The sequence below is a fragment of the Salinibacterium sp. NSLL17 genome (assembly GCF_015864935.1).
In the GTDB taxonomy this organism is placed as follows: Bacteria; Actinomycetota; Actinomycetes; order Actinomycetales; family Microbacteriaceae; genus Rhodoglobus.
Window position 1 is genome coordinate 1,084,852 of sequence record NZ_JADYWH010000001.1, and the last position, 23,405, is coordinate 1,108,256.

Genomic DNA, 23,405 nt, shown 5'->3' on the forward strand with positions numbered 1-23,405 from the left:
ACTCTTATGCGAAAGCTTCTCACTCTGTTAGCCCGAGAGCTAGAAAGTATCGAGGACACGTGAACCCGCGAATTCTTGTAGTCGATGACGACACTGCCCTGGCAGAAATGATCGGAATCGTTCTACGCACTGAAGGTTATGAACCATTTTTCTGCCAAGACGGCGCCCTAGCGTACGACGCCTTCAAGTCAGCAGCGCCCGATTTAGTGCTGCTTGACCTGATGCTGCCCGGAATGGACGGCATCGAAATTTGTGCCCGCATCCGTGAAGAATCTGGCGTGCCGATCATCATGCTCACGGCCAAGAGCGACACGGCGGATGTCGTGAAGGGGCTCGAGAGCGGTGCCGACGACTATGTCGTCAAACCTTTCAACCCCAAAGAGCTCGTTGCGCGGGTGCGCACCCGGTTGCGCCCAGCCAGCGACGCTGCCACCGGCACGCTGACCGTCGGCGACCTTGAGCTGGATGTCACGGGCCACGAGGTTCGCCGCGGCGACACCAAAATCAACCTGACGCCGCTCGAATTTGAGCTCCTGTTGGCGCTAGCGATGAAGCCTGAGCAGGTCTTCACTCGCGAGATGCTGTTGGAGCAAGTGTGGGGCTACCACTACAAAGCAGACACCCGGCTCGTGAATGTTCACGTGCAGCGGTTGCGCGCCAAGGTTGAAGAAGATCCTGACAACCCGAAGATCGTGATGACGGTTCGCGGGGTTGGCTACCGCGCCGGCGCCAGCGCCTAACTTTCATGCTCGAATTCGACTGGCGCGGCTGGATGCAGCGTATTGCTGCTCTGTGGCGCTCGTCGCTTCAAGTGCGCACTGTGGCGATCACAGTGTTGCTGTCGTCGGTCGTTGTCGCGGTGATCGCGGGCTATATGTCGCTCAGCGTTGGCGCGAATCTTTTTGATGCGAGTCGGGATCAGCTGACGCGCACGTCTTCGAATGCGACGCTTGCGGGTCAGCAGGTGTTCGATGCCGCTGATGAAGACCTGGGCCTTGAAGATCTCGATGACATGATGCGGGATGTTGCTGGCGTGATTGAGAGCGTCGCCTCGAGCACGGGTGGCACGAGTTACGCGATCTTGCGCACGCCTGGTCAAGACGGCCCGCGGGTTCCCGCTGACGTGCAGACTCAGGGGTTGTCGTCGGAGTCACTTATTTCTCAAGAGCTGCGCGACGTGGTGGCGGAATCCACCGAGCAGCGCACCTACTGGCAGTCGGTGGCACTCGAGCAGTCCGAAGATGGGGCCGTGCATCCTGGCCTCATCGTGGGGTCGACCCTCGACATTCGGGGCACGCAGTACGAGCTCTATCTGGTGTACGACATCCAAGACACTCAAGACACTCTCGTTGTAGTGCAGCAAACGCTTGGGCTTGGTGGATTTGCCCTCTTGGCGCTCATCGGCATTGTCACGTTCGTCGTGGTGCGCCTTGTAGTCGGGCCAGTGAAGTTGGCGGCTGAGACCAGCCAACGCCTTGCCGCCGGTGAACTTGAAGTGCGCATTCCGGTTCAGGGCAACGATGTCATCGCAACGCTGGCGCGTTCGTTCAACGGTATGGCCACGAGCATGCAGCAGCAGATCACCCGGCTGGCTGCTCTCTCGCAGGTGCAGCAACGCTTTGTGTCGGATGTCTCGCACGAGCTTCGTACGCCGCTCACGACTATCCGGCTCGCCGGCGACGTTCTCTACGACCAGCGTGAGTCGTTCCCACCCGCAACGGCCCGCACGGCTGAACTGCTTCACACTCAAGTGGAACGATTCGAGTTGCTGCTCGCCGACCTGCTCGAAATGAGTCGTTACGACGCAGGTGCCGTCGATATGGAAACCGAGCCAACCAACCTCGTGCGTCTCGTCGAAGACGCCATCGAGAGCCTCACGTCGCTGGCGGCAAGCAAGGGTTCCGAACTGCGACTTGTGGCACCCGGTGGCTACTTTGAAGCGGATGTCGACCCGCGTCGCATCCGTCGTATCCTTCAGAATCTGCTCAGTAACGCCATCGACCACGGCGATGGATTGCCGATTGTGGTGTGGATTGACAGCGACCAAGACGCGGTCGCTATTGCGGTGCGTGATTATGGCGTCGGCATGAGTCAGGGAGCCCTTGAGCGAGTGTTCGACCGCTTTTGGCGCGCCGACCCTTCGCGCCAGCGCACCACAGGCGGCACCGGTCTCGGCCTTGCCATTGCCCTTGAGGATGCTGCACTTCACGGTGGCTGGTTGGAAGTGTGGTCGGATGGGGACAACGGCTCGTGCTTCCGCTTGACCATTCCGAGAGCTCGCGGTTCTGAGTTGCGCTCGTCGCCTCTTGAACTGCCGCCGAATGATGACGTACCGAGTTTGGAGGGACCACATGCCTAAGGTCTCTCTCGCCTACCTCGCCCTTCTGGCTGCCGTTTCGGTGGCGCTCACGGGCTGTGTGGGCGTTCCGCTCTCGAGCGACGTCCAGTCGGGGCCGCTCATCGATGAACAAGACGATACTCAGTACGAAATTGTGGCATCGGGCCCTGTTGCGGGCTCAACCCAGGAGCAAATTCTTACCGACTTCATGAGCGCCGTGCGGTCGCCATCGCGTGACTATTCGGTGGCTCGCGAGTTCCTCACGAGTTCGATGAACGAGACGTGGGCTCCCGCGGCAAGCGCAACTGTCCGCGAGCGTGACAAGCTGCCGACAATCGCTCCGGCGCTCGAGGGCGATTCGCTCACCTACTCGTTCTCCGCGCAAGCAGTGATCGATGAGCGGGGGGTGTATTCCGAGCTGCGATCTCCCGTCTCGCAAACCCTCGCGTTCGAGTTCGAGCAGGTGGCTGGCGAGTGGCGGATATCTAGCGCTCCACCGGGAATCGTGCTCTCCGACCGTGGTTTCGAAGTGAGTTTCGAAGAACAGGTTTTGTACTATTTCGATCCCAGTTTCGCCTACTTGATTCCGGATGTTCGTTGGTTTGCTGTGCGGCAGTCCTCCCAATCGCGTGCCATCCAGGCGCTGTTGGCCGCAGATTCTGCCTGGGTGCAGCAGGGCGTGCTGCTGACGGCGTTCCCGCCATCCACAACGCTCGGCGCTACCAGCAGCCTGACCTCGGGGCGGGCCGTTGTCGACCTGAGTTCCGAAGCGCTCGCCGCGAATACTGTTGCTCGCGAGCGCATGCAGCAGCAATTGTCGGCCACGCTGCACACGCCCATTGTGGTGTTGACGGTCGACGGTCGCGATCTCCAGAGCACCAGCTCAGGGCAGAGTGCTGCTGTGATTGAGCCGGGTTCTGCAGGGCCGCTCGTGGTAGGAACCGGCAGCGAGTTCGGGTTCAGCACGAGCGATGGACTCAGCGAAATCAACGAACTGAGCGCATTTGTGGTCGAGGCAGGCGCGACAACCGCGGCGCTGTCGGCCGACCGGCTTTCTGTGACCTATCGGGCTGCCGACGGAGGTGCCTACTTTGCAACGGTGGGAGTCGCTCCGCGACTGATTGACGAACGGCCCGGCCTGGTTGCGCCGTCGCTTGATCCGTTCCGATTCGTGTGGTCAGCGCAAGAGGCCAGTGCGACGTCGCTCTCCACGTTCGAGGTCGACGGCACCGAGCATCCGCTGCAAACGACGCTGCCAGCGGATTCCACAATCGTGTCGCTGGATGTCTCGCGTGACGGTGCGCGACTGCTCGTGTATCTCTCCACGCCGTCTGGGCCGCAGTTGCTGGTGTACGGAATCGTGCGCCAGCAGGGAAATGTGCCCGTGCAACTCGTGGAGCCGGTATCGCTGCCGGTTCGCGCCGGGGAAGCCGTTGACGCCGCCTGGGTCGGTTCCAGTACGGTCGCGACGCTCTCGGGAACCGCTGACTCCACCGAGGTGACTGCCTACGAAATTGGTGGCCCTTCTCGTGAGCTCGGCGATGTTGACGGGGCGACGCAGCTGGTCAGCACGGGAGCGAACACTGATGGGCTGCGGGTGCTGGCTGACGGCGAAGTATGGCGGCCGCAAGGCAGCCAGGCGTGGGTGCTCGCGGGGCTCGACGCCTCCTTCATGGCGTCGCAGCAGTAACAGCTATCCACTGATCACCCGCGATCGTCGTCGTGGGGTGACGCCTCCGGGCACGCTCGACTCATGACGCCTTCCGAGCAGCCTCCCGACCAACCTTCCGGCGGTCGTGAGCCCATCGGGTGGAGTGTGCTGGTGCGCGAGGCACTGCGCGACGCTCTCGCACTCATCCTTCCCGTGGAGTGTGCCGGATGCCAACGCCCCGACCGAGCGCTGTGCGACGAATGCGCGCGCAGTCTCGTCTCGCACACGAGCATCCACTCGACACCGCAGCACCTGCGCGTGTACGCCGCGCTGAGGTACGAGGATCGTGTTCGGCGGGTTCTCCTCGCCTTCAAGAACCATCACCGCACCGACCTTGCGCGACCGCTCTCCGTTGCCCTTCTCTCGGCCCTCAGGCGCGCGCTCAGCGAGTCAACGGCGCCCGGGGGAGCATCGGGCCCTATCGAGATCATTGCGGTCCCCAGCAGCAAGACGGCGATGCGCACGCGGGGCTACCATCCCGTCGGGCTCGTGCTGAAAACCGCCGGCGTCCGCCACGCCCGGGCGCTTCGCGTCGCTCAAAAAACTCGAAGCCAGAAAATGCTGAGCGCCGAGGAGCGCGCCGTCAACGTGAAAGGGGCGTTCATTTCGGTGCGTTCGCTCGCCGGCAGCCGCGTAATCATTGTGGATGACGTGCTCACCACAGGAGCGACCCTCGACGAAGCCGCGAGAGCGATTTCAGCCGCGGGCGGAACAGTTATCGCGGCCGCAACCATGGGGTTCACTCCAAGAACGCTGGCGGTTCGTGACATTGCCAGCGGCGAGGGCTACGGTATGGAAAAGGGCGCGAAATAGAAGCTGCCTCACGGGGCAGCCGCGCATTATGGCTAGGAGGTCGCCGTGGAAATCACCGTCAACGGACGAAATGTAGGAGTCACGGATCGTTTCCGTGAGTACGCGATCGAAAAGTCTGAGAAGGTTTCTCACTTGGCCGAGAAGGCAATCGCCTTCGAAGTCAAGGTAACCCGACACCACGAAACCAAAGGTTCCAGTGGAGACGACCGCGTTGAGTTGACGTTGATTGGACCAGGTCCGCTTGTTCGAGCGGAAGCTGCTGGTTCAGATAAGTATGTTGCTTTCGATTTGGCTATGGCCAAGCTCGTCGAGCGAATCCGCCAGTCGAAGGATCGCAAAAAGATTCACCGCGGAAACCACCGCCCCACTTCGCTTCGTGAAGCGAGCGCTGGCGGTTTTGCGGTTGTTGATATCACCCCCGCAAGTCCCGACGTGATCGAAAAGGTCGCGACCGGAGCAATTCCTATTCAGGGGGAAGAGGCGGAACCAGGGGACGAGGACTACTCGCCCGTAGTTATTCGCCGCAAGGTGTTCCCGTCCAGCCACATGACGGTGGAGGAAGCTCTCGATCACATGGAATTGGTCGGCCACGACTTCTTCCTGTTCGTCGATAGCCAGACCGATCGTCCGAGTGTGGTCTACCGCCGCAAGGGCTGGGATTACGGCGTTATTGCTCTCGAAGAAGAGGCAGAAGACGCAGTTCCCAGCGGCCGCTCGCGCAAGCGCAAGGTCGCTAACGGCTAAGTACACCAAGTTTTTGGCTTGGAGTTGATACGATTACGAACCGGTAACGCGGCTGTGCGCTGATCGCACACACCGCGTTACCGTGACGTAAGCGTCTAAAAGACTGCGCTTCGTCGAGCAGTGCCAGCGTCGGACCCGTCCGACAAGAATGGGAGTATTCGGTGGCGAATGTTTTAGAACGCGCTCTTCGCGTAGGTGAGGGTCGACTTCTTCGACGCTTGAAAGGCTACGCGGCGGCCGTTAACCATCTCGAGGATGACTTCAACACCCTCACTGATGATGAGTTGAAGAACGAGACTGTAGAACTGCGCGAACGCTATGCCGGTGGAGAGTCGCTCGACGACTTGCTCCCCGAGGCTTTCGCTGCGGTCCGCGAAGCGGCAAAGCGCACTCTGGGCATGCGTCACTTCGACGTTCAGCTCATGGGTGGTGCAGCACTGCACTTGGGCAACATTGCTGAGATGAAGACCGGTGAGGGCAAGACCCTCGTGGCAACGCTCGCTGCCTACCTCAACGCCATCGCGGCGCAGGGTGTGCACGTCATCACGGTCAACGACTACTTGGCCAGCTACCAATCTGAACTTATGGGCCGCGTTTTCCGCGCCCTCGGCATGACAACTGGATGTATCGTCTCCGGTCAAGCGCCTCCTGAGCGTCGCGAACAGTACGCGGCTGACATCACGTATGGAACCAACAATGAGTTTGGCTTCGACTACCTGCGCGACAACATGGCGTGGCAGGCGAGCGACATGGTTCAGCGCGGGCACTATTTCGCTGTCGTTGACGAGGTCGACTCGATCCTCATCGACGAGGCACGTACCCCGCTCATCATCTCGGGTCCGTCGTCGGGGGAGGCGAACCGGTGGTTCACCGAGTTTGCGAACCTCTCCAAGAAGCTCATCCCTGAAGTTGACTTTGAGGTCGACGAGAAGAAGCGCACCGTTGGTGTGCTCGAGCCCGGTATCGAAAAGGTCGAGGACTACCTCGGCATCGACAACCTGTACGAATCGGCGAACACTCCGCTGATTTCGTTCTTGAACAACTCGATCAAGGCTCGTGCGCTGTTCAAGAAAGACAAGGACTACGTCGTCATGAACGGCGAAGTGCTGATCGTTGATGAGCACACCGGCCGTATTCTTCAGGGCCGTCGGTACAACGAAGGTATTCACCAGGCGATTGAGGCCAAAGAGGGCGTTGCGGTTAAGGCCGAGAACCAGACTCTTGCGACCGTCACTCTGCAGAACTACTTCCGTTTGTATAACAAGCTGTCGGGCATGACCGGTACCGCCGAGACTGAGGCGGCAGAGTTCATGTCGACCTACAAGCTTGGCGTGGTCGCTATCCCCACTAACCGTCCGATGCAGCGCATCGACCAGTCCGACCTGATTTACAAGAACGAGCAGTCCAAGTTCGAGCAGGTTGTCGCTGATATCGCGAAGCGCCACGAGCAGGGTCAGCCGGTTCTGGTGGGTACGACAAGTGTTGAGAAGAGCGAACTGCTCTCGCGCATGCTCGCCAAGAAGGGCGTCAAGCACGAGGTGCTGAACGCTAAGAACCACGCTCGCGAAGCAGCAATCGTTGCTCAAGCGGGTCGTCTCGGCTCTGTCACCGTCGCCACAAACATGGCTGGTCGAGGCACCGACGTCATGCTCGGCGGAAACGCCGAGTTCTTGGCCGTCGCTGAGATGAATGCTCGTGGCCTTAACCCCTCGGAAACTCCTGACGAGTACGAAGCCGCCTGGGATGACGTCTTCGCTGAGGTCAAGTCGGGTGTCGAAAAGGAAGCTAAGAAGGTCATCGATGTTGGTGGGCTTTACGTGCTTGGCACCGAGCGCCACGAATCTCGTCGTATCGACAACCAGCTGCGCGGTCGTTCCGGTCGTCAGGGCGACCCGGGCGAGAGCCGTTTCTACCTGTCGTTGCAAGACGACCTCATGCGCTTGTTCAACAGTGGTGCCGCTGAGGCGCTCATGGGGCGTTCGTCGGTTCCCGACGATCTCGCTATTGAGTCCAAGGTCGTCAGCCGCGCCATCCGCAGCGCGCAGTCGCAGGTTGAATCTCGTAACGCGGAGATCCGCAAGAACGTTCTCAAGTACGACGATGTTCTCAACCGTCAGCGTGAAGCAATTTACAGCGACCGCCGTCACATCCTCGAGGGCGATGATCTGAAGGACCGCGTTCAGCGCTTCCTGAAAGACGTCGTGACTGAGGTTGTTGACGTTCACACTGCCGAGGGCCACTCCGAGGAGTGGGACTTCGATGCGCTGTGGGTCGAGCTCAAGACGATGTACCCGGTCGGTATTACTGTCGACGAGGTGCTCACCGAGGGCGGTGCGCGCGGCAAACTGACGAGCGCCTTCGTTGCCAAGGAAGTTCACTCGGATGCCGTTATCGCTTACGAGCGTCGCGAACAGCAGCTGGGCGAGACCGCCATGCGCGAGCTTGAGCGTCGCGTTGTTCTCAGCGTGATCGACCGCCGCTGGCGTGATCACCTCTACGAGATGGACTACCTGAAAGACGGTATTGGTCTGCGGGCTATGGCTCAGCGTGACCCGCTCGTCGAGTACCAGCGTGAAGGTTTCGCTCTCTTCCAGAGCATGATGGGTCAGATTCGCGAAGAAACCGTTGGCTTCCTCTTCAACCTTGATGTCGAAGTCAATGGCGGCGGCGAAGCGACTACGGTTCAGGCGCGTGGTTTGGATGCCCCGGCTGCACCGGCAACTCAACTCAGCTATTCGGCGCCAAGCGCTGATGCGTCGGGTGAGGTTGAGGTTCGCAACGATCGCGGCCAGGTTGAGCGCGCGGCAACGGCTCAGGCGCAGCAGTCGAAGGTTGCTCCTCAGCAGCAGGCGCAGCCCCAGGGCAACGATCGTGGCGCGTTCGGTCAGCGTGCCGAGGGCGCTGCCCCGGAGGCTCCGTTGAACCGTTCCCAGCGCCGAGCGCAGGAGAAGCGTAAGAAGTAGTGAGATCTCACGCCGGCGATTGAACGCCGGCTGCACACAACGAATGCCCCACTCGAGTTTCGAGTGGGGCATTCGTTGTGTGCGCTGTAGGGGTGTGAAACTACAGCACGTTGATGGCGGTCGCTCGCCAGCGCTTGTCGAGGCCTTCGAGGCGCACGGCGACAGCGCGGGTGCGGGCGCGACCGCGCACGATAACGACGGCTTCGATAGCGCCATCGCGGGGCTCACACAGCCTGATTGAGCCCATGCTGAAGCTGGGGCGAGTGACGGGCTGGCCTTTGGCTCGACGGGCGCGTGCGGAGAGCACGGTGCGCTTGAGCAGATGGCGGTAGACGTCGTCGGTGACCCACCGCGCAATCTGTTCTAGGTCGCGTGCGCCGGCGAGTACTTCGATCACGCAGCGAGTGAGGTTCTCGACGAGGGGAGCGGGGTCAGGCAGCTCGGCGCTCGGAGTGGGCTGGTGGCCAAAGAACTCGTCGGGAACGAAGCGAGGCCGGATGACCTTCGACGGAAGGGTTCCAGTGCGCTGGCGCGCCTGTCGGGGTATTTCCACACTCGGTAAGGAGGCGGGAAGGGGCTCGGTACTCATGATCTCCCGGGTAAAAGGTCAAGACGGCGATGTTTACCCCCATAAGGGGGTAGACCACACTTAAGCAGGAAGTAGACCAGTTGTCTATGACCAATCTTCAATTGTGGATAACAATTTGGAGCCGAGAGCCACCGTCAGTACCGTCAACGCATGCGCTGGGACAACCTCTTTGACGACCTCGAGAGCCAGCTCGAGCGCGAAATCACCGCCGATGACCTTGAGATCGATGCAGAAGAGGAACGGTTGCGGTTGGGCCGGCTCAGCATCCGCGACCGCATTGTGGCGCTGCACACCCGCAGCACTTCCGAGTCCCCGCTGACTCTTTCGGTGCTTTTGATCACCGGCACGCGCGTGATCCTTCGCCCCGTCATCATTGGTCGAGATTGGATGTCGGCTGACCTCGTCGACGACAGCGGCCGTCCGGGTCAGTGCATCGTTCCTTTCGCGGCGTTAGCCGGCATTTCGATGGGGGCGGCTCACATCACGCCGAGCCTCGCGACCACGCCTTCCAACGGACATCCGAGTCTCTCGCAGCGGTTGAGCCTCAGTTATGTATTGCGGGATCTGTGTCGGAGACGCCGGGCTGTTTCGCTTGTACTGGTTGCGGGGGAGGTGCACGGCACGATTGACCGCGTTGGCCGTGACCATCTGGATGTTGCGGTGCACGAGCGTGGGGCGGTGCGCCGCGAGACTGCGGTATCGGAGTACCGCTTGGTGCCGTTCACGAGCGTCGTACTCGTTCGGCCGTAACTTTCGTTAGCGCGTGCGTTGCTCGCTGAAGTTAACTTCGGTGACCGTGGCGATGTCGGACTGGTTCCACAGACTCATGCGACGAGTCTCTTCGTAGAGGGCTTCAATATATGACTCGAGAACGGAATTCTCGATGCGCCATTGACCCTTGCTGCCCACTTTGATCGCGGGTAGTTCGCCGGAACGCACGAGTTCAAGAACCTCATGCGGAGAGACGCTGAGCACTTCGGCAGTGTCAGCCAGGGTGAGAAATCGCCCGAGGCCCTCTGCTGGGTTGATCGCGTTCATGCATCGATTATGCGGCCATGAAGCTGGGAATGGGGTTGATGTGGATAACTATCGCGCCACTTCCGGGCGGTAACGAACCATGGTGCCATGATCAAGACCCGACGTGGAGAGTGCGCGCTATGAGCCGTCGCTCCGGCAGAACTCAGTCCCAAGCGCGTGCGCGAGCGTTCGCTCTCGACCCGCGGTTAGCGATCGGTGTCGTGCTCGTCGTTGCCTCCGTGGCTGGTGTCGTTGCGATCGTTGCTGCGGCTGACGATTCCACTGAGGTCTACGCCGCAGCGTCGTCGTTGACGCCGGGTGATCGAGTCATGAGCTCCGATCTGGTGATCCGCAGCGTCAAGCTCAACGAAGCGACCAACCACTACATCGCTCGGGGAGAGCTGCCGGCTGAAGGCTTTATTGCGACCAGGCCAATTGAGGCAGGGGAGCTGGTGCCCACATCCTCGCTTGGCAGTCATGATGGGCTCTCGCTGACCTCGGTTGTGGTGTCCCCTCAGGGAGGCTTAGCCACCTCGGTGACCACGGGAGCGGCGGTCGACGTCTGGGCTAGCGCTGAGGCGGAAGAGGGCGGCTATGGTGCCCCAGGCGTCATTATCGCGGGAGCCGTCGTCGTGCGCTTGGTCGAGGATGATTCGCTCGTGTCGTCGGCTCAGGGGAGTGCCATTGAGTTACTGGTGCCGCGCTCGCGTGTAGCCCGCTTGCTTGAGGCGATGGCCAACGGCGATGTTCTGTCGGTCATCCCGGCGAACTTGCCCGCGGAGGGCTGAGATGACCGCGTTCGCTCTCGCAATGCCCGTGAATCTTGAGGATCAGTTCGCGTTCGAGGTAGGGCATCATGGCCACGAGATTGTGCTGCGCGCGGTGAGTGCGCCCGAGCTCGCCTCACGAGTGGCCGGCGCCCACGCTGATATCGCGCTTGTCGCGGCAGAAGCGCGGTACCTCACCGATCGACTTATTGCGTCCTGCGATCAGAGCGGGGTGCGCCTCGTCGCGATCGCCAGTAGCGAGCGTGAACAGCGTTACGCGAGCGACCTCGGGCTCTACGACATCGTGGATGCTGCCGAGGGGTGGGCGGGGCTCGACGCTCTGCTCTCTCAGTCCCCATGGGGTTCAGAGCCTCCGCCTCGCGAGCGCAGCGCGCTCGGGCAAGTGATCGCAGTGTGGGGCCCCGGCGGGGCTCCCGGCCGAACATCCATTGCTATTTCCGTTGCAGCCGAACTGGCAGCGCTCGGGTACAGCGTGGCGCTCGCCGATGTGGACACTCACGGGGCATCGGTGGCGCCGGCGCTCGGCATGCTCGATGAAGCTCCGGGCTTTGCGGCAGCTTGTCGGTTGGCAGGCACCGAGACTCTCACCACCGAAGAGCTGGGGCGTATCGGGCAGCGGTATGAGTCGCCGCTCGGGGCTTTTTGGGTACTCACGGGCATCGGGCGACCGAGCCGTTGGCCCGAGCTCTCCTCGGAGCGGGTGGGAACCACGATCGCCCAGTGCCGCCAATGGGTCGATTACACCGTGCTCGATACGAGTTCCAGTTTGGAGAATGACGAAGAAATTACCAGCGACCTTTTCGCCCCGCGTCGCAATGCTGCGGCGGTCACGGCGGTGCGTGCGGCAGATCACGTCATTGCGGTCGGCTCAGCAGATCCTGTGGGCCTGTCGCGGTTTTTGCGCGCCCATGTCGATCTTCTTGAGACCGTGACTACCCGCAGCGTGAGCGTCGTCATGAACAAGGTTCGCGTGAGCGCCAGTGGCATGAATCCGCACGGCCAGGTCACCCAAACCCTCTCGCGATTCGGAGGTATCGAGCATCCAATACTGGTTCCTCACGACCTCTCGGGCTTCGATGGGGCCGTGCTCAGTGGCAAGACTCTGGTGGATGCGGCACCGCGATCGCCAGCGCGTGCCGCGATTCGTGACCTCGTGACATCGAGACTCGTGCCCGAGGAGACAGAGTCAGTTCCCCCACGGTCATTGTTCAGCAGGATGGTGGCGCGCAGGTAACCTGTAGGGGTGTCGACTCTCAGTGATCTAGTCCAAGAGCAGGGCCATTCGAGCGAAGCAGATATCGAATGGCTGCACATGCTTGTCGGCGACTGGCAGCTTCTTGCCGATCTTGCGTTCGCGGATATCGTGCTCTGGGTGCCCAGCGACGATGACCAGTTCGTCGCTGTTGCCCACGCTCGCCCCAGCAGTTCAGCCACGCTTTTCTACCGTGACTTCGTTGGTCAGAAGATCAAACCGGAGTGGCATGCGCAGGTCACCGAGGCCTTCGAGACCGCTCGCATCGTCGATACCGCGGCCCCCGCGTGGTACGAAGAGACTCCGACCCGCGTGCGCGCGGTGCCCGTCATGCGTCGGCTCACGGCCACGGGCAATGAGACAACGGCAACGCCGATTGCCGTCATCACGCGGCACACCAATTTGGGCGACGCTCGCACTCCCTCACGTCAAGAGCTCACCTTCAACGGATGTGCGAACGACCTTTTTGCGATGATTGCGGCAGGTGACTTTCCCGATATGGGCGCTCCGGCGGCACCGCGTCGAGGCGCTCCCCGCGCATCCGATGGTCTGATCCGTTTGGATGTCGACGGTCTCGTGACATTTGCAAGCCCCAATGCGCTCTCCGCGTTCAACCGCATCGGTTTCTCTGGGGAGCTTGAGGCGGAATCGCTCGCCGAAGTAACGACCACTTTGATCGCAGGCCAGCCCGAAGTGGATGAGTCGCTTCCGCTGGTCGTGACCGGTCGAGCTCCGTGGCGTACCGACATCGAAGCGCGAGGAGTGACGGTGTCGTTGCGGACGATCCCGATTCGCGACCGCGGTGAACGCGTTGGCGCCATCGTGTTGTGCCGCGATGTGACAGAGGTTCGTCACCAAGAGCGTGAACTCATCACGAAGGATGCGACGATCCGGGAGATTCACCACCGGGTGAAGAACAACCTGCAGACGGTCGCATCACTGCTGCGCATTCAGGCGCGTCGAACCCACAGCGAAGTTGCGCGCGAAGCGCTTGGCCAAGCTATGCGCCGGGTAGCGGCAATCGCCGTGGTGCACGACACCCTGTCGGAGGGGCTCAACCAGAACGTCGACTTCGACGTCGTGTTCCACCGGGTATTGAAGCTCATCGCCGAAGTCGCATCGAGTCACAACACGACAGTGCACCCAACATCCGTGGGAAGTTTTGGAGCTCTCCCGAGCGAGTACGCGACACCGTTGGCGCTCGCGCTTACCGAGCTCGTCACCAATGCCGTCGAACACGGTCTAGCCGGTCGGGCTGATGGAACGGTCGAAATTGATGCTCGTCGCACGGCAGACAAGCTCACCGTGCAGGTGCGCGACAACGGTGTGGGGCTGGCCGAAGGGCGCGTCGGTGAAGGCCTCGGCACCCAGATTGTGCGCACGCTCATTCAGGGAGAGCTCAGCGGAACCATCGACTGGCACACGATCGTGGGCAGTGGCACGGAAGTGACGATCGACATCCCGCTGACCTGGCTGACGCGCGCCAAGTAGGGCAGAAAATCGCCGACTAAAGCGGTGCCTAGCCGAGCGAGGCGGCGGCCTACTCAGGCGCGACGAATAGCGCAGATTATAATCTGCAGAGTTGGTCGCGTCGGTAGGCCTCACGGCCTGCGGCGAAGAGTGTTGCTTAGGAAGCGCGGCGTGCGCGTGCGGCGCGACGCTTGAGAGCGCGACGCTCGTCTTCGCTGAGTCCGCCCCAGACGCCTGAGTCTTGGTTGGTTTCGAGTGCGTACTGGAGGCACATTTCAGTTACTGAGCAGCGACCGCAGACGGCTTTTGCTTTTTCAATCTGATCAACGGCCGGACCAGTGTTTCCGACCGGGAAGAATAGCTCCGGGTCAGCAGTGAGGCATGCAGCGTTATCGCGCCAGTCCATGTGTAGCTCCTTACAGTGTGTTGCGATGCTCGAGCGCACAAAAAAATTACGCCCTGATCGGCGTCGAGCTTGAGAAATTATGTGGGTCTCGCTCGCAACACTGGGAGCCAGAAATCAACCTCAACTAGAATCGCATATCGTCAAAGGCAAAGCAATGGTCTTTCAGCGATTTAACGGGGAGCGAATGGTAGACGAACTTGTCCCAGAAGAGAAAACGTCACGTCATCATCCGTATTTGATAGCGCTGGCCGTAGTCATCTTCCTTGAGAGCGCCGTACTGTTTGCCGCTCTGGCGTACTTGATCTTCGAGCTGGGAGCAGAAACTCCGCAGTCGTATCCGAGTGCAATTGCGCTGACTGTTCTGACCGCAATCGCGGCAGTGTGGGTAGCGATAATTGGTATCAATGCCCTGCGGCAACAGCCCTGGATCCGCGGCGCCGCCGTCGTCTGGCAGGTACTACAGATCTCGGTGGCGATCGGCAGTTTCCAAGGGGTGTTTGCGCGGCAAGATATCGGATGGTTGCTGCTGACTCCGGCAATCGTGGTGTTGGTGCTGCTCTTCACGAAACCGGTGCTTGCGGCAACCACCCGCCACGAGGGTTAGTCGAGCCCGAGCTTCTTGCGCAACGACGCAACGTGACCGGTCGCCTTCACGGCGTAGAGGGGGAGTGTGATGGCTCCCTGCTCATCGAGCACAAAAGTGGATCGGATGACGCCAACAACCTGCTTGCCGTACAGGTTCTTTTCGCCCCAGGCTCCATACGCCTCGTGCACCGCGTGGTCGGGGTCGCTGAGGAGGGGAAAAGTGAGTGCTTCCTGCTCGCGAAACTTCGTGAGCTTCTCGGGAGTATCGCGAGAAACGCCCAGCACGACATAGCCCTCCGACTGCAGCGAGCCGAGCTGATCACGGAAGTCACAGGCTTGCTTCGTGCATCCGGGAGTCATGGCCGCAGGATAAAAATAAAGAATCACTTTCTTGCCAGAAAAGTCGCTCAAAGACACCGAATTTCCGTCCTGATCAGGCAGTGTGAAGCTCGGTGCGGGGGTGCCGGCGGCAAGTCGTGAGGATTCAGTGGTCATTGTGCTCCTTAGTCGCTTTAACTCATGGTAACGTTGTTCCTCGGTTGCCCTGAGAGGGAAAACCAAGCCACGCACCTCTAGCTCAATTGGCAGAGCAACTGACTCTTAATCAGTGGGTTCCCGGTTCAAGTCCGGGGGGGTGCACAGCAAGAGAAGCCCCGTGATCCTAACGATCACGGGGTTTTTCGTTTAAGGCTCGCGTGCGCTCCCGCACACTTATTGCTCGCCGATTTCTGTCTGCAGTGCGCGGCTACCAAGCCCACTCGACATCGCCCGCAGCATGCTGGCTCAGAGCCCACAGGCGATCGCGTGCAGCGCTATTGCTGGCCGTTCGCGGGAGAGGAGCAGCGCGGTCATTTTTGTCGCTATGGACGGCATCCAGCGGTTCGGATCTCGTGGCGGCACGCACGTGGGCGGCGGCGAGCGATTCGAGGGTCGGAGATTCTCGAGGCTAAGGAGGGATTGGCTCACCCTGCGAAGTGGTATCGCACAATTTTGGCCAACAAACACGTCTACTGTCCACCGAATGGGGGGCGTGCTAACTTGTTGGGCACACCAGACCGGCCCGCTCCGGTCACCCCCGATGGTGACGAAGAAGGTGATACCCGAATCACTCCCCAGCGGCGCAGTTCACCCCCGTGAATGCGCTCGCACTCCCTGTCGTGAGCCAATGGCGGCTCCGATTCTGCAGTTGCGTGCGGATGCGCCGAAACGCATTCCCCCTGCAGAAAGCTGCCACACATGTTCATCAAGAAACTGCTGGCGACAGTTGCCAGCATTACCCTCATGACTGGTGCACTTCTCGGTGTATCCTCACCCGCATTTGCTGACGATGCAGTACCCGCCCACGACCCACCGGTGACCGAAACCATCACCGACACCCCTGCGGCCGCCCAAGAATCTCCGGCCCCCGCATCCTCTCTCGAACCCGCCGTGGCCGTCCAACCTCAGCCTGTGGTGGCGGTTGTGCCAGAAACCCCTGCTCCCGAGCCCTCGGCCGCGGCCCCTGTCGAGAACCCTGCGGCCGCGGAACCAGCGGCAGCAGCGGCTCGTTCCTCTCAGCCCGAACAGCAGTCCCGGCCGCAGAACAACGCAAAGGTCTGGGTGTGCAAGTTTGTGTCGAGCGACAACTCGCCGTCGGGCTACCAACTCAAATCAGGCAAACAGCCCATTCAAATGAGCATCAATGCGCTCGGCGATGACGTCAACGACACGGGCAGTTTCAATGATCGCCACCCCTCATTCGTTGTTGCAAGCGACGATGTGAGTCTGTGCTCGCGCACAGAGGTAATCGTTGATGAGGAGGTCACGTGCCCGACGTACCAGTACGGCGGAATCGTGAACGTCACGACCTCAACGAAGTTCTTCTATGGCAGCGCTCAGGTGGACTTCACTCAGACGCAGTCCACACGCCCTCTCACCGCGGGCGAATTGCGCGCCTGCGACCCTCCGTCCGCTGAGGTGTACGTGTGCCAGTTCGTGCCGAGCGAGAGTCATCCAAGCGGTTGGGTCGTGCAGGAAGGGGCACAACCTGTACTCCTAGCGGAGGGCGATCTCGGGCCGGACGTCAACGATACGGGCGACTTTGACCCGCAGGCTCCCTCGTTTATCGTGGCCAGCGACGATAGTTCGTTGTGCGCATCGAAGACGGTTGAGCGCTCCACGGAGATCATGTGTCCCACGGTGAGTTCTGACGGCTATGCGACGATCACGACCGTGCGCTCGTTCTTCTATGGCTCGATCAAGGTCAAAGAACGCACTACCGAGAACATTCGTGCGCTGACGGCACAAGAGAGCTCTCAGTGCCCACCAGTGGTTGAACCGCTCGTGGCGACCGCGCAAGCGGACTTCGCTGCGGCAACGTGCAATGCTCCGGAACGGTTGGTTCTTGGGCCAATCGTGAATGCCACCTGGGGTGAGATCACCGACCCCGAGGGCCCGAACGATTACAGCGTGACAGCAACGGCACATGCGGGGGCGCTCTTTGCTCCACCAGCAGGTCCAGGGCTGCGTGCGGTTGGAGGACTGACGACGCTCACCTTCAGCGGAATACTCAACCCACAACTCGATCCGTTCGACCCTGAGTGTGACCTCGTGACGCTGGGCCTCGTAATGCCGGCAGTGACGTTCTCGCAAGCAAGTTGTGACGTCGGGGGCAGCTACACGCTTGGTGTGGCCGCAGGGTATGACCCCGCATTGGTGACGTTCACGGTGAACGGTGTCTCTGGCATCGTGGCCGGAACGTACCCGGTAGCAGCATCCGGTTCGGTCCTCGTGACTGTCCAAGTTGTCGAGCCGAACGGTCTTGAATTCGACTGGAGTGACCCCCCTGCTTTCGAGTTCCAGACCCCGAGCAGTGACGACTGCGTGGCTCCCGAAGTTGTTACCGCACAGCTACCCACTCTTGCCTACACCGGCGGAAGCGGTAGTGCTGGCGCCTGGTGGCTGTTGCCTCTGAGCATGATTGTGCTCGGTGGCGCCGCCATCGTCGTCAGACGCCGAATGGATGCTGAGCTCCACTAATCAGCGCAGTCCTGCCCCGGCGCGAATTCGCGTCGGGGTTAGGGCAACCACGGTGTCGGATCGACGCGGGTGTCGAACACGTAGACCTCGAAGTGGAGGTGGGGGAACGTCGAGTAGCCGGTGTTTCCGACTGATCCCAGAACGGTGCCCGCTGCTACCCACTGGCCGGCAGTGACGACCTGCGAACCTTCGATCATGTGAGCGTAGAGAGTCTTGATTCCGTTGCCGTGATCGATGATGACATGTCGACCCCAGCCGCCACCGTCGGTGACGCTTTCCACGGTGCCTGGGGATGCGGCGATGATGTCGGATCCTTCGGGCGCCATGATGTCGATGCCGCCATGGAATTCGTTGCCATCCCGGTAGCCGAAGCCGTCGTTGACATCACCGTTGGCGGGGAAAAGTTCGAGGGTGCCGGTAAGGCCGGCGGCCGTGACGACGACTTGCTGCTGCACTTGTTCGACGTCGTAGCTGTCGCGCACGACAGGGGCAGGAAGCCCGGTTGCGGGCGAGGCGAAGGTTTGCACGTCGTCAACGGTTGTTGTGCTCGTCGCGGAGGCGGGCGGGGCGGCGAGAGTTGCGGCGTCCGCAAGGAACACGTCGTTGTCGTGCGTCGGGAAGACTGCCGCGGGAACTGTGCCGCCGACGAGGATCGCCCCTACGGCGAGCATGGTAATTGTTCGTTTCAACAGCGTTCCTTAGTTGGGTTCAGAAAGGTGTGGCTGCGTCGGGGAAGGCACAATCTGATTGAGCCTGCCGCTCTCGTTGGTGAGACGTGAGTTAGAGCGAGACAGAGGCTCGATTGGTGCGAACTGCAGCACACTCGCCGAAAGCGCTTCGATGCGGTTAGACAGGCGAGTAAGTCAGCAAAAATACGGGACGAACCTGAGAACGACACTCAGGGAGCAACAATTCATTGCGATCGCCCTATATCCTTTGGGTACAAACGTTCTATTTCTTCGATGGGGAGGAGCCGCATGGGCACCAGTTCGCGACCGATTATTGGTCTCACGTCGTACCTTGAACAGGCACAGACCGGTGTCTGGGATCTCCCCGCATCCTTCCTTCCGAAGATCTACTTTGAAGCGGTGACGGATGCCGGTGGCATCGCAGTCCTGCTCCCTCCTCAGCCTGTCGACGACGACATCGCCGCATCCATCGTGCAGGGGCTCGATGGTTTGATCCTCACCGGCGGCAAAGACGTCGACCCGGCGCGCTACGGCCAGGAACCGCATCCGACAACGGACGTTCCCCGCAAGGACCGCGACGCCTTTGAAGACGCGCTCGTACGCGCCGCTATTAAACAGAACGTGCCATTTCTCGGAATCTGCCGCGGGGCGCAAATTCTGAATGTTGCGCTGGGCGGCACGATCATCCAGCATCTGCCCGACGTTATTGGCTCGACGCGCTACAGCGCAGGTGGGGGAGTATTCTTGGTCAACGATGTTGCTGTTGAACCTGACACAACTCTCGCGGCTCTACTGGGTGGCGATGATTCGGTAGCGGTGAAGTCGTACCATCACCAAGCGATCGACACCCTCGCTGACGGCCTCGTCGTCACCGGGCGTGGTGACGACGGCGTGATTCAGGCAGTCGAATTGCCGAGTGTTGACTTTTGTGTCGCTGTGCAGTGGCATCCCGAAGAGGATGCCAAAGAAGACGCCCGCTTGTTCCGTGGCATTGTCGAAGCGGCAGCCCGGCATCGCGATAAGCGTTCACGGGCTTAGCACTAGCCTGACGGGCTGATGCGCGAGGCCGACGAGCTGATGCCCGACGCCTTTGCCGACGCTCAGGCGCCGCTGCGACGTCGCTAGTTTTCGAGCTCGTAGGAGTCGCTGGCTTCTTTGGCGATCGTTCCGACGGCGATTGCGACGGTGATTCCCCAGCTGATCCACATAAGGATGAGGCGCCAGTCGCGCGGGCCCTGCTTGGTGGTCTGGTAGATGCTCCAGCCGCCGGCGACTGCACTGAGGAGACTGCCGTTGAACAGGTACTTGCGCATGTTTTCCTCCGCGGGTTGGTGTTCTCCCACGCTAGCGCGTGAATCTGGTGGAGGCTACTCGGCAGCCTGTGCAGCACAGAAGATCGCCGTGGCGCTGAATTTTCACTGAGAAAGCACTCCCGATGTGACTCCTGACCGATCGGTCAGTTAGGCTCTTCGGGTGTCCAGTCAAGAACAGCTTCAACGCATCGCGCTCGCCGAGTTCTCTATTGCCGGCTATACCGGCACGTCGATCAATCGTATCGCCGAGCTCGCCGGCCTCTCCAAATCGAGCGTTCTCTACCACTTCACCTCCAAAGAGGCGCTCCTCGAAGCGGCCGTCTCGCCCGCCATCGACCGACTCGAATCTCTCGTCTCTGACCTTGAAAAGAGCGGGATGGAGCCAGAAAAAAGGCAAGCTTTTCTTGCTCAATTCGTCGATTTTCTCTTTGACTGTCGCCAAGAAGTGCACATGTTCATCAACCAGGGGCCATCGCTCGTGGGAGTTCCGGTGCTCGATCGTGCGAACGACATTGTGCGTCGGCTCGCCCAAGTCTTCGCCGCGACCGCGTCGAACCCGCACGACGCCATGCGCTTTGGGATCGCGCTCGGTGGCTCTGCGTACATGCTCTGCACGTCAGCGAACCTCTCCCTGCCCATCGAATCTGACGACGACACCCGCCAAGCCCTCATCGCGATCATGAGCGATTTACTCGCTCCCGTTCGCAACAACTAACTCAATGGCGCCGAGCCTCACCACTCGCCGCCCCTAGACCTCACTCGCGCAGTCCACAAGAACCGGAGCACCCGTGGCCACTCTTCTCTACCGACTCGGTCGATTCTCGTATCGGCATCCGTGGCGTGTGCTCGTGGTGTGGTTTCTTCTCGTAGTGGGCACTCTGGGCGGCGGAATCGCTCTCGGCGGGCAAACCGAGGAGTCGTTCGAGATTCCGGGAACTGAGTCGCAAGTTGCGCTCGACCGGCTGGAAGCCGTCTTCCCTTCGGTGGCCGGGGCATCCGCCACCGCCGTGGTTGTCGCCGAAGACGGATCGCGCATCGAGAGTTCCGAAGCCGTCATCGAACGCATTACAGCCGCCATCGATCGCATCGACGGCATAGATTCGGCCGTGAGCCCTTTCGATGAGTACGCCGGAAAAGCCATCTCGGACGACCACAGCATGGCGATCATCCGGGTGCAATTTGATGGGCCAGTTACCGACGTCACCGAAGCAACAGTTGAGGCGCTCGTGGATACCGCCGACATCGGTGAAGATTCCGGGCTGCGCGTCGAATATGGCGGGCTCGTGTTTCAAGACACCACCTTTGGCATCACCGTTACTGAAGTGGTCGGTGTCGTGTTCGCGGCTCTCGTGCTCGTGATTACCTTTGGGTCGTTGCTGGCGGCGGGGATGCCGCTGCTGAGCGCCCTGATCGGCGTTGGCATCGTGATGGGCCTCATCACGACTCTCTCCGCGTTCACGACGGTGTCGAGTTCTGCACCCCTGCTTGCCCTCATGATTGGGCTCGCCGTCGGCATCGACTACGCCCTCTTCATCGTGTCGCGCCATCGAGCCCAACTGGCGCACGGAGAAGAACCAGAGGAATCGGCCGCGATGGCCGTTGGCACCGCCGGAAGTGCGGTCGTATTTGCCGGCGTCACCGTGATTATTGCCCTGCTTGGCCTTCTCGTGGTAGGCATCCCCTTCTTGAGCGTGATGGGTATCGGTGCGGCGGTCGCGGTGTTCATCGCTATGGGAGTGGCCACAACGTTGCTGCCCGCGCTGCTGGGCTTTGCGGGCCCGCGGATGATCCCCAAGAGCGGATCGCGAGCGCAGCGTCGATTCACGGCATCCGCCGACGAAAGCAAGAGCATGGGCGCCCGCTGGGTGCGCGGCGTCACGAAATACCCATGGTTAGCGGCGATTGCCGTCGTGGCCATTTTGGGTACCCTTGCGATTCCCGCCGCCAGCCTGCAGCTGAGCCTGCCAGACGGCGGTTCGGAGCCGACCGGCTCGACTCAGCGCGAAGCCTTCGACCTTGTCACCGAAGGCTTCGGCCCCGGCTATAACGGGCCGCTCGTTGTTGCCCTCGACATCACTCAGACCATTGATATTCAGGATGACCTCGAATCGATCGCAGCAGACCTCGAGAAGCTCGACGATGTCGACTTCGTATCGCAAGGTTTTCCCGATGAGGGGCTCGACACCGCGATCATCCAAGTGACGCCATCAAGCGCGCCGGACTCCGCGGAGACCAAAGCGTTGGTGCAGACCATTCGGGATCTTGCTCCGGAGCTGGAACGTCAGTACGACATTCAGAGCTTCGTGACGGGAACCACCGCAATCGGTATCGACATCTCGAACCGACTGAGTAATGCGCTGGTCCCGTTTGGGCTCATTGTGGTCGGACTCTCGGTTGTGCTTCTCATGATGGTCTTCCGCTCCGTGTTGGTGCCGCTCAAGGCCGCCGCCGGATTCTTGCTCTCTGTCGTGGCCTCGTTCGGTGTCGTCGTCGCGGTGTTCCAGTGGGGCTGGTTCGCCGACGTGATCGGTGTTGAGAATCCCGGCCCCATCCTGAGCTTCATGCCCATCCTGCTGATGGCGGTCCTGTTTGGGCTCGCGATGGACTACGAAGTGTTCCTCGTGTCGGGAATGCGCGAGGAGTACGTGAAAACTCGCGACGCGATGGGCTCAGTTCGTCACGGTTTTGCGAGCAGCGCCCGCGTGGTCACCGCCGCCGCGCTCATCATGTTCTTCGTCTTCTTCGCCTTCGTGCCGGAAGGCAGCGGAACCATCAAGCCCATCGCCCTCGGGCTCGCTGTGGGAATCGCCTTCGATGCTTTCCTCGTGCGCATGACCCTTGTGCCCGCCCTGATGGCGCTGTTCGGCAACGCCGCGTGGTGGCTGCCCGCCTGGCTCAACAAGCTCCTTCCCGACGTGGATATCGAAGGGGAGCAGCTGCGTGAGCACCGCCACGAGCTCGAATGGGCATCCACTCAAACTGAACTCGCTATGAGCGCCGAGTACCTCGTCGCCGGTGACGACCGCCAGCGGCTCGGCCCTATCTCGCTTGCTGTGCCACGCGGTTCTCTCGTCATCGCGTCAGGAGACCGCCACGACCGGCGCATCATGGGTGCAACCCTTTCTGGCATCCTGCCGCCCCTCTCCGGAATGGTGCAGGTTGCCGGTTATCCGCTTCCCTCTCATGCCGACCAGGTGAATAAGAGGGTTGCGCTCGCCGAGGTGGCAGGGACGCCCTATAGCGAAGACGCCGCCTCTCTGGGGGCAACTCTGCGCGAGCGTCTCGAAATGACACAACGCTGGCAGGATACCCCTCGCACTGCGGCGAAAGTGCGCGACTGGATCGCGCGTGTAAACGACGTTCTTGGTGACGTCACCGCTCGTCGCACCGTTCGGGTAACTGCTGACACCAACGTCAACGCCCTACCGCAACTCGAGCGATCAGTAGCGCTCGCGGCAGTGGGGCTCTCCGAGGGCACCGAGATTGTGTTCTTCGACCGCTTCGATCAATTTGCGGAAGCAGAAGATGAAGCGGCGTTCTTGACCGCGGTAACGCGCCTTGCTGACGCGAGCACCACCCTCCTCTTCGGAACCGGCAGACCCGTTACCCTCGCCAGCTCGATTGACCGCGGAGAACGCAACGTGATCGTCGTCGACCTTTATCTGCTTGCACCGGAAGGACTCCTTCGATGAGCACCTCACAGACTCCA

General features: G+C 61.0%; 21 protein-coding genes and 1 tRNA gene. 16 read left to right on the top strand and 6 right to left on the bottom strand.

Features of this window, described 5'->3' with window-relative positions; all coding sequences use genetic code 11:
• The first annotated feature begins 59 nt into the window (after nt 1-59).
• The 6 genes from mtrA (at nt 60) to secA (ending at nt 8,569) form a co-directional block, all read left to right on the top strand.
• Nucleotides 60-740 carry an MtrAB system response regulator MtrA gene (gene mtrA, locus I6E51_RS05240; RefSeq protein WP_197106170.1) on the top strand — a complete coding sequence of 227 codons (681 nt, stop codon included), beginning with the start codon at nt 60-62 and terminating at the stop codon, nt 738-740.
• A 5-nt stretch (nt 741-745) separates the two neighbouring features.
• Entirely contained in the window at nt 746-2,359 is a 1,614-nt protein-coding gene (mtrB, locus tag I6E51_RS05245) for an MtrAB system histidine kinase MtrB (RefSeq protein WP_197106169.1), read from the top strand.
• On the top strand, nt 2,352-4,028 hold the full coding sequence (locus tag I6E51_RS05250) for an LpqB family beta-propeller domain-containing protein (protein WP_197106168.1): 1,677 nt from the start codon (nt 2,352-2,354) through the stop codon (nt 4,026-4,028). The genes mtrB and I6E51_RS05250 overlap by 8 nt, the downstream gene beginning before the upstream one ends.
• A 63-nt stretch (nt 4,029-4,091) precedes the next feature.
• Complete coding sequence (locus tag I6E51_RS05255; RefSeq protein WP_197106167.1) at nt 4,092-4,862, top strand: ComF family protein; 771 nt, start codon at nt 4,092-4,094, stop codon at nt 4,860-4,862.
• A 45-nt stretch (nt 4,863-4,907) separates the two neighbouring features.
• A complete protein-coding gene (gene raiA / locus I6E51_RS05260; protein ID WP_197106166.1) occupies nt 4,908-5,606 on the top strand; it encodes a ribosome-associated translation inhibitor RaiA in 699 nt (232 codons plus the stop codon).
• 161 nt (nt 5,607-5,767) lie between these two features.
• Nucleotides 5,768-8,569 carry a preprotein translocase subunit SecA gene (gene secA, locus I6E51_RS05265; protein ID WP_197109622.1) on the top strand — a complete coding sequence of 934 codons (2,802 nt, stop codon included), beginning with the start codon at nt 5,768-5,770 and terminating at the stop codon, nt 8,567-8,569.
• 100 nt (nt 8,570-8,669) lie between these two features.
• On the opposite strand, the gene I6E51_RS05270 is transcribed toward secA, so the two are convergent.
• Nucleotides 8,670-9,158: an Rv3235 family protein gene (locus tag I6E51_RS05270; protein ID WP_197109623.1), complete on the bottom strand. Its 489-nt coding sequence runs from the start codon at nt 9,156-9,158 to the stop codon at nt 8,670-8,672.
• Nucleotides 9,159-9,308: 150 nt separating this feature from the next.
• On the opposite strand from I6E51_RS05270, the gene I6E51_RS05275 reads away from it, so the two are divergent.
• Nucleotides 9,309-9,908, top strand: coding sequence for a hypothetical protein (locus I6E51_RS05275; RefSeq protein ID WP_197106163.1), 600 nt, complete (start codon nt 9,309-9,311; stop codon nt 9,906-9,908).
• 6 nt (nt 9,909-9,914) lie between these two features.
• Here the strand turns inward: I6E51_RS05275 and I6E51_RS05280 are convergent, their stop codons facing one another.
• The gene (locus I6E51_RS05280) at nt 9,915-10,196 is read right to left on the bottom strand and encodes a helix-turn-helix domain-containing protein (RefSeq protein WP_197109624.1); all 282 of its coding nucleotides are present in this window, start codon (nt 10,194-10,196) and stop codon (nt 9,915-9,917) included.
• A gap of 119 nt (nt 10,197-10,315) precedes the next feature.
• Between I6E51_RS05280 and I6E51_RS05285 the strand changes: the two genes are divergently transcribed.
• Genes I6E51_RS05285 through I6E51_RS05295 form a run of 3 tightly spaced genes read left to right on the top strand, consistent with a single transcriptional unit; the run spans nt 10,316 to nt 13,706 of the window.
• On the top strand, nt 10,316-10,963 hold the full coding sequence (locus tag I6E51_RS05285) for an SAF domain-containing protein (protein WP_231599656.1): 648 nt from the start codon (nt 10,316-10,318) through the stop codon (nt 10,961-10,963).
• A 1-nt stretch (nt 10,964) separates the two neighbouring features.
• Nucleotides 10,965-12,197 carry a regulator gene (locus I6E51_RS05290; protein WP_197109625.1) on the top strand — a complete coding sequence of 411 codons (1,233 nt, stop codon included), beginning with the start codon at nt 10,965-10,967 and terminating at the stop codon, nt 12,195-12,197.
• 9 nt (nt 12,198-12,206) lie between these two features.
• A complete protein-coding gene (locus tag I6E51_RS05295) occupies nt 12,207-13,706 on the top strand; it encodes a sensor histidine kinase (RefSeq protein ID WP_197106161.1) in 1,500 nt (499 codons plus the stop codon).
• Between the two features lie 136 nt (nt 13,707-13,842).
• Here I6E51_RS05295 and I6E51_RS05300 read toward each other — a convergent pair whose 3' ends face one another.
• On the bottom strand, nt 13,843-14,091 hold the full coding sequence (locus I6E51_RS05300; RefSeq protein ID WP_009772809.1) for a WhiB family transcriptional regulator: 249 nt from the start codon (nt 14,089-14,091) through the stop codon (nt 13,843-13,845).
• Between the two features lie 184 nt (nt 14,092-14,275).
• Between I6E51_RS05300 and I6E51_RS05305 the strand changes: the two genes are divergently transcribed.
• Nucleotides 14,276-14,695, top strand: coding sequence for a hypothetical protein (locus I6E51_RS05305; RefSeq protein WP_197109626.1), 420 nt, complete (start codon nt 14,276-14,278; stop codon nt 14,693-14,695).
• Here I6E51_RS05305 and bcp read toward each other — a convergent pair.
• The gene (gene bcp, locus I6E51_RS05310; protein WP_197106159.1) at nt 14,692-15,171 is read right to left on the bottom strand and encodes a thioredoxin-dependent thiol peroxidase; all 480 of its coding nucleotides are present in this window, start codon (nt 15,169-15,171) and stop codon (nt 14,692-14,694) included. The genes I6E51_RS05305 and bcp overlap by 4 nt on opposite strands.
• Before the next feature lie 71 nt (nt 15,172-15,242).
• On the opposite strand from bcp, the gene I6E51_RS05315 reads away from it, so the two are divergent.
• Nucleotides 15,243-15,315: transfer RNA gene (locus I6E51_RS05315), tRNA-Lys, on the top strand.
• 597 nt (nt 15,316-15,912) lie between these two features.
• Nucleotides 15,913-17,694, top strand: a complete 1,782-nt coding sequence (locus I6E51_RS05320; RefSeq protein ID WP_197109627.1) for a hypothetical protein — start codon at nt 15,913-15,915, stop codon at nt 17,692-17,694.
• 38 nt (nt 17,695-17,732) lie between these two features.
• Here I6E51_RS05320 and I6E51_RS05325 read toward each other — a convergent pair whose 3' ends face one another.
• Entirely contained in the window at nt 17,733-18,383 is a 651-nt protein-coding gene (locus tag I6E51_RS05325) for a M23 family metallopeptidase (protein ID WP_231599657.1), read from the bottom strand.
• A 288-nt stretch (nt 18,384-18,671) separates the two neighbouring features.
• On the opposite strand from I6E51_RS05325, the gene I6E51_RS05330 reads away from it, so the two are divergent.
• Nucleotides 18,672-19,421 carry a gamma-glutamyl-gamma-aminobutyrate hydrolase family protein gene (locus I6E51_RS05330; RefSeq protein WP_197109628.1) on the top strand — a complete coding sequence of 250 codons (750 nt, stop codon included), beginning with the start codon at nt 18,672-18,674 and terminating at the stop codon, nt 19,419-19,421.
• Nucleotides 19,422-19,504: 83 nt separating this feature from the next.
• On the opposite strand, the gene I6E51_RS05335 is transcribed toward I6E51_RS05330, so the two are convergent.
• Complete coding sequence (locus tag I6E51_RS05335; RefSeq protein WP_197106156.1) at nt 19,505-19,696, bottom strand: hypothetical protein; 192 nt, start codon at nt 19,694-19,696, stop codon at nt 19,505-19,507.
• 160 nt (nt 19,697-19,856) lie between these two features.
• Between I6E51_RS05335 and I6E51_RS05340 the strand changes: the two genes are divergently transcribed.
• Both I6E51_RS05340 and I6E51_RS05345 read left to right on the top strand, forming a co-directional pair.
• Nucleotides 19,857-20,411 (top strand): TetR/AcrR family transcriptional regulator, encoded by a 555-nt coding sequence (locus I6E51_RS05340; protein WP_197106155.1) that lies wholly within the window; start codon nt 19,857-19,859, stop codon nt 20,409-20,411.
• A 73-nt stretch (nt 20,412-20,484) separates the two neighbouring features.
• Nucleotides 20,485-23,388: an MMPL family transporter gene (locus tag I6E51_RS05345; RefSeq protein ID WP_197109629.1), complete on the top strand. Its 2,904-nt coding sequence runs from the start codon at nt 20,485-20,487 to the stop codon at nt 23,386-23,388.
• Nucleotides 23,389-23,405: the final 17 nt, after the last annotated feature.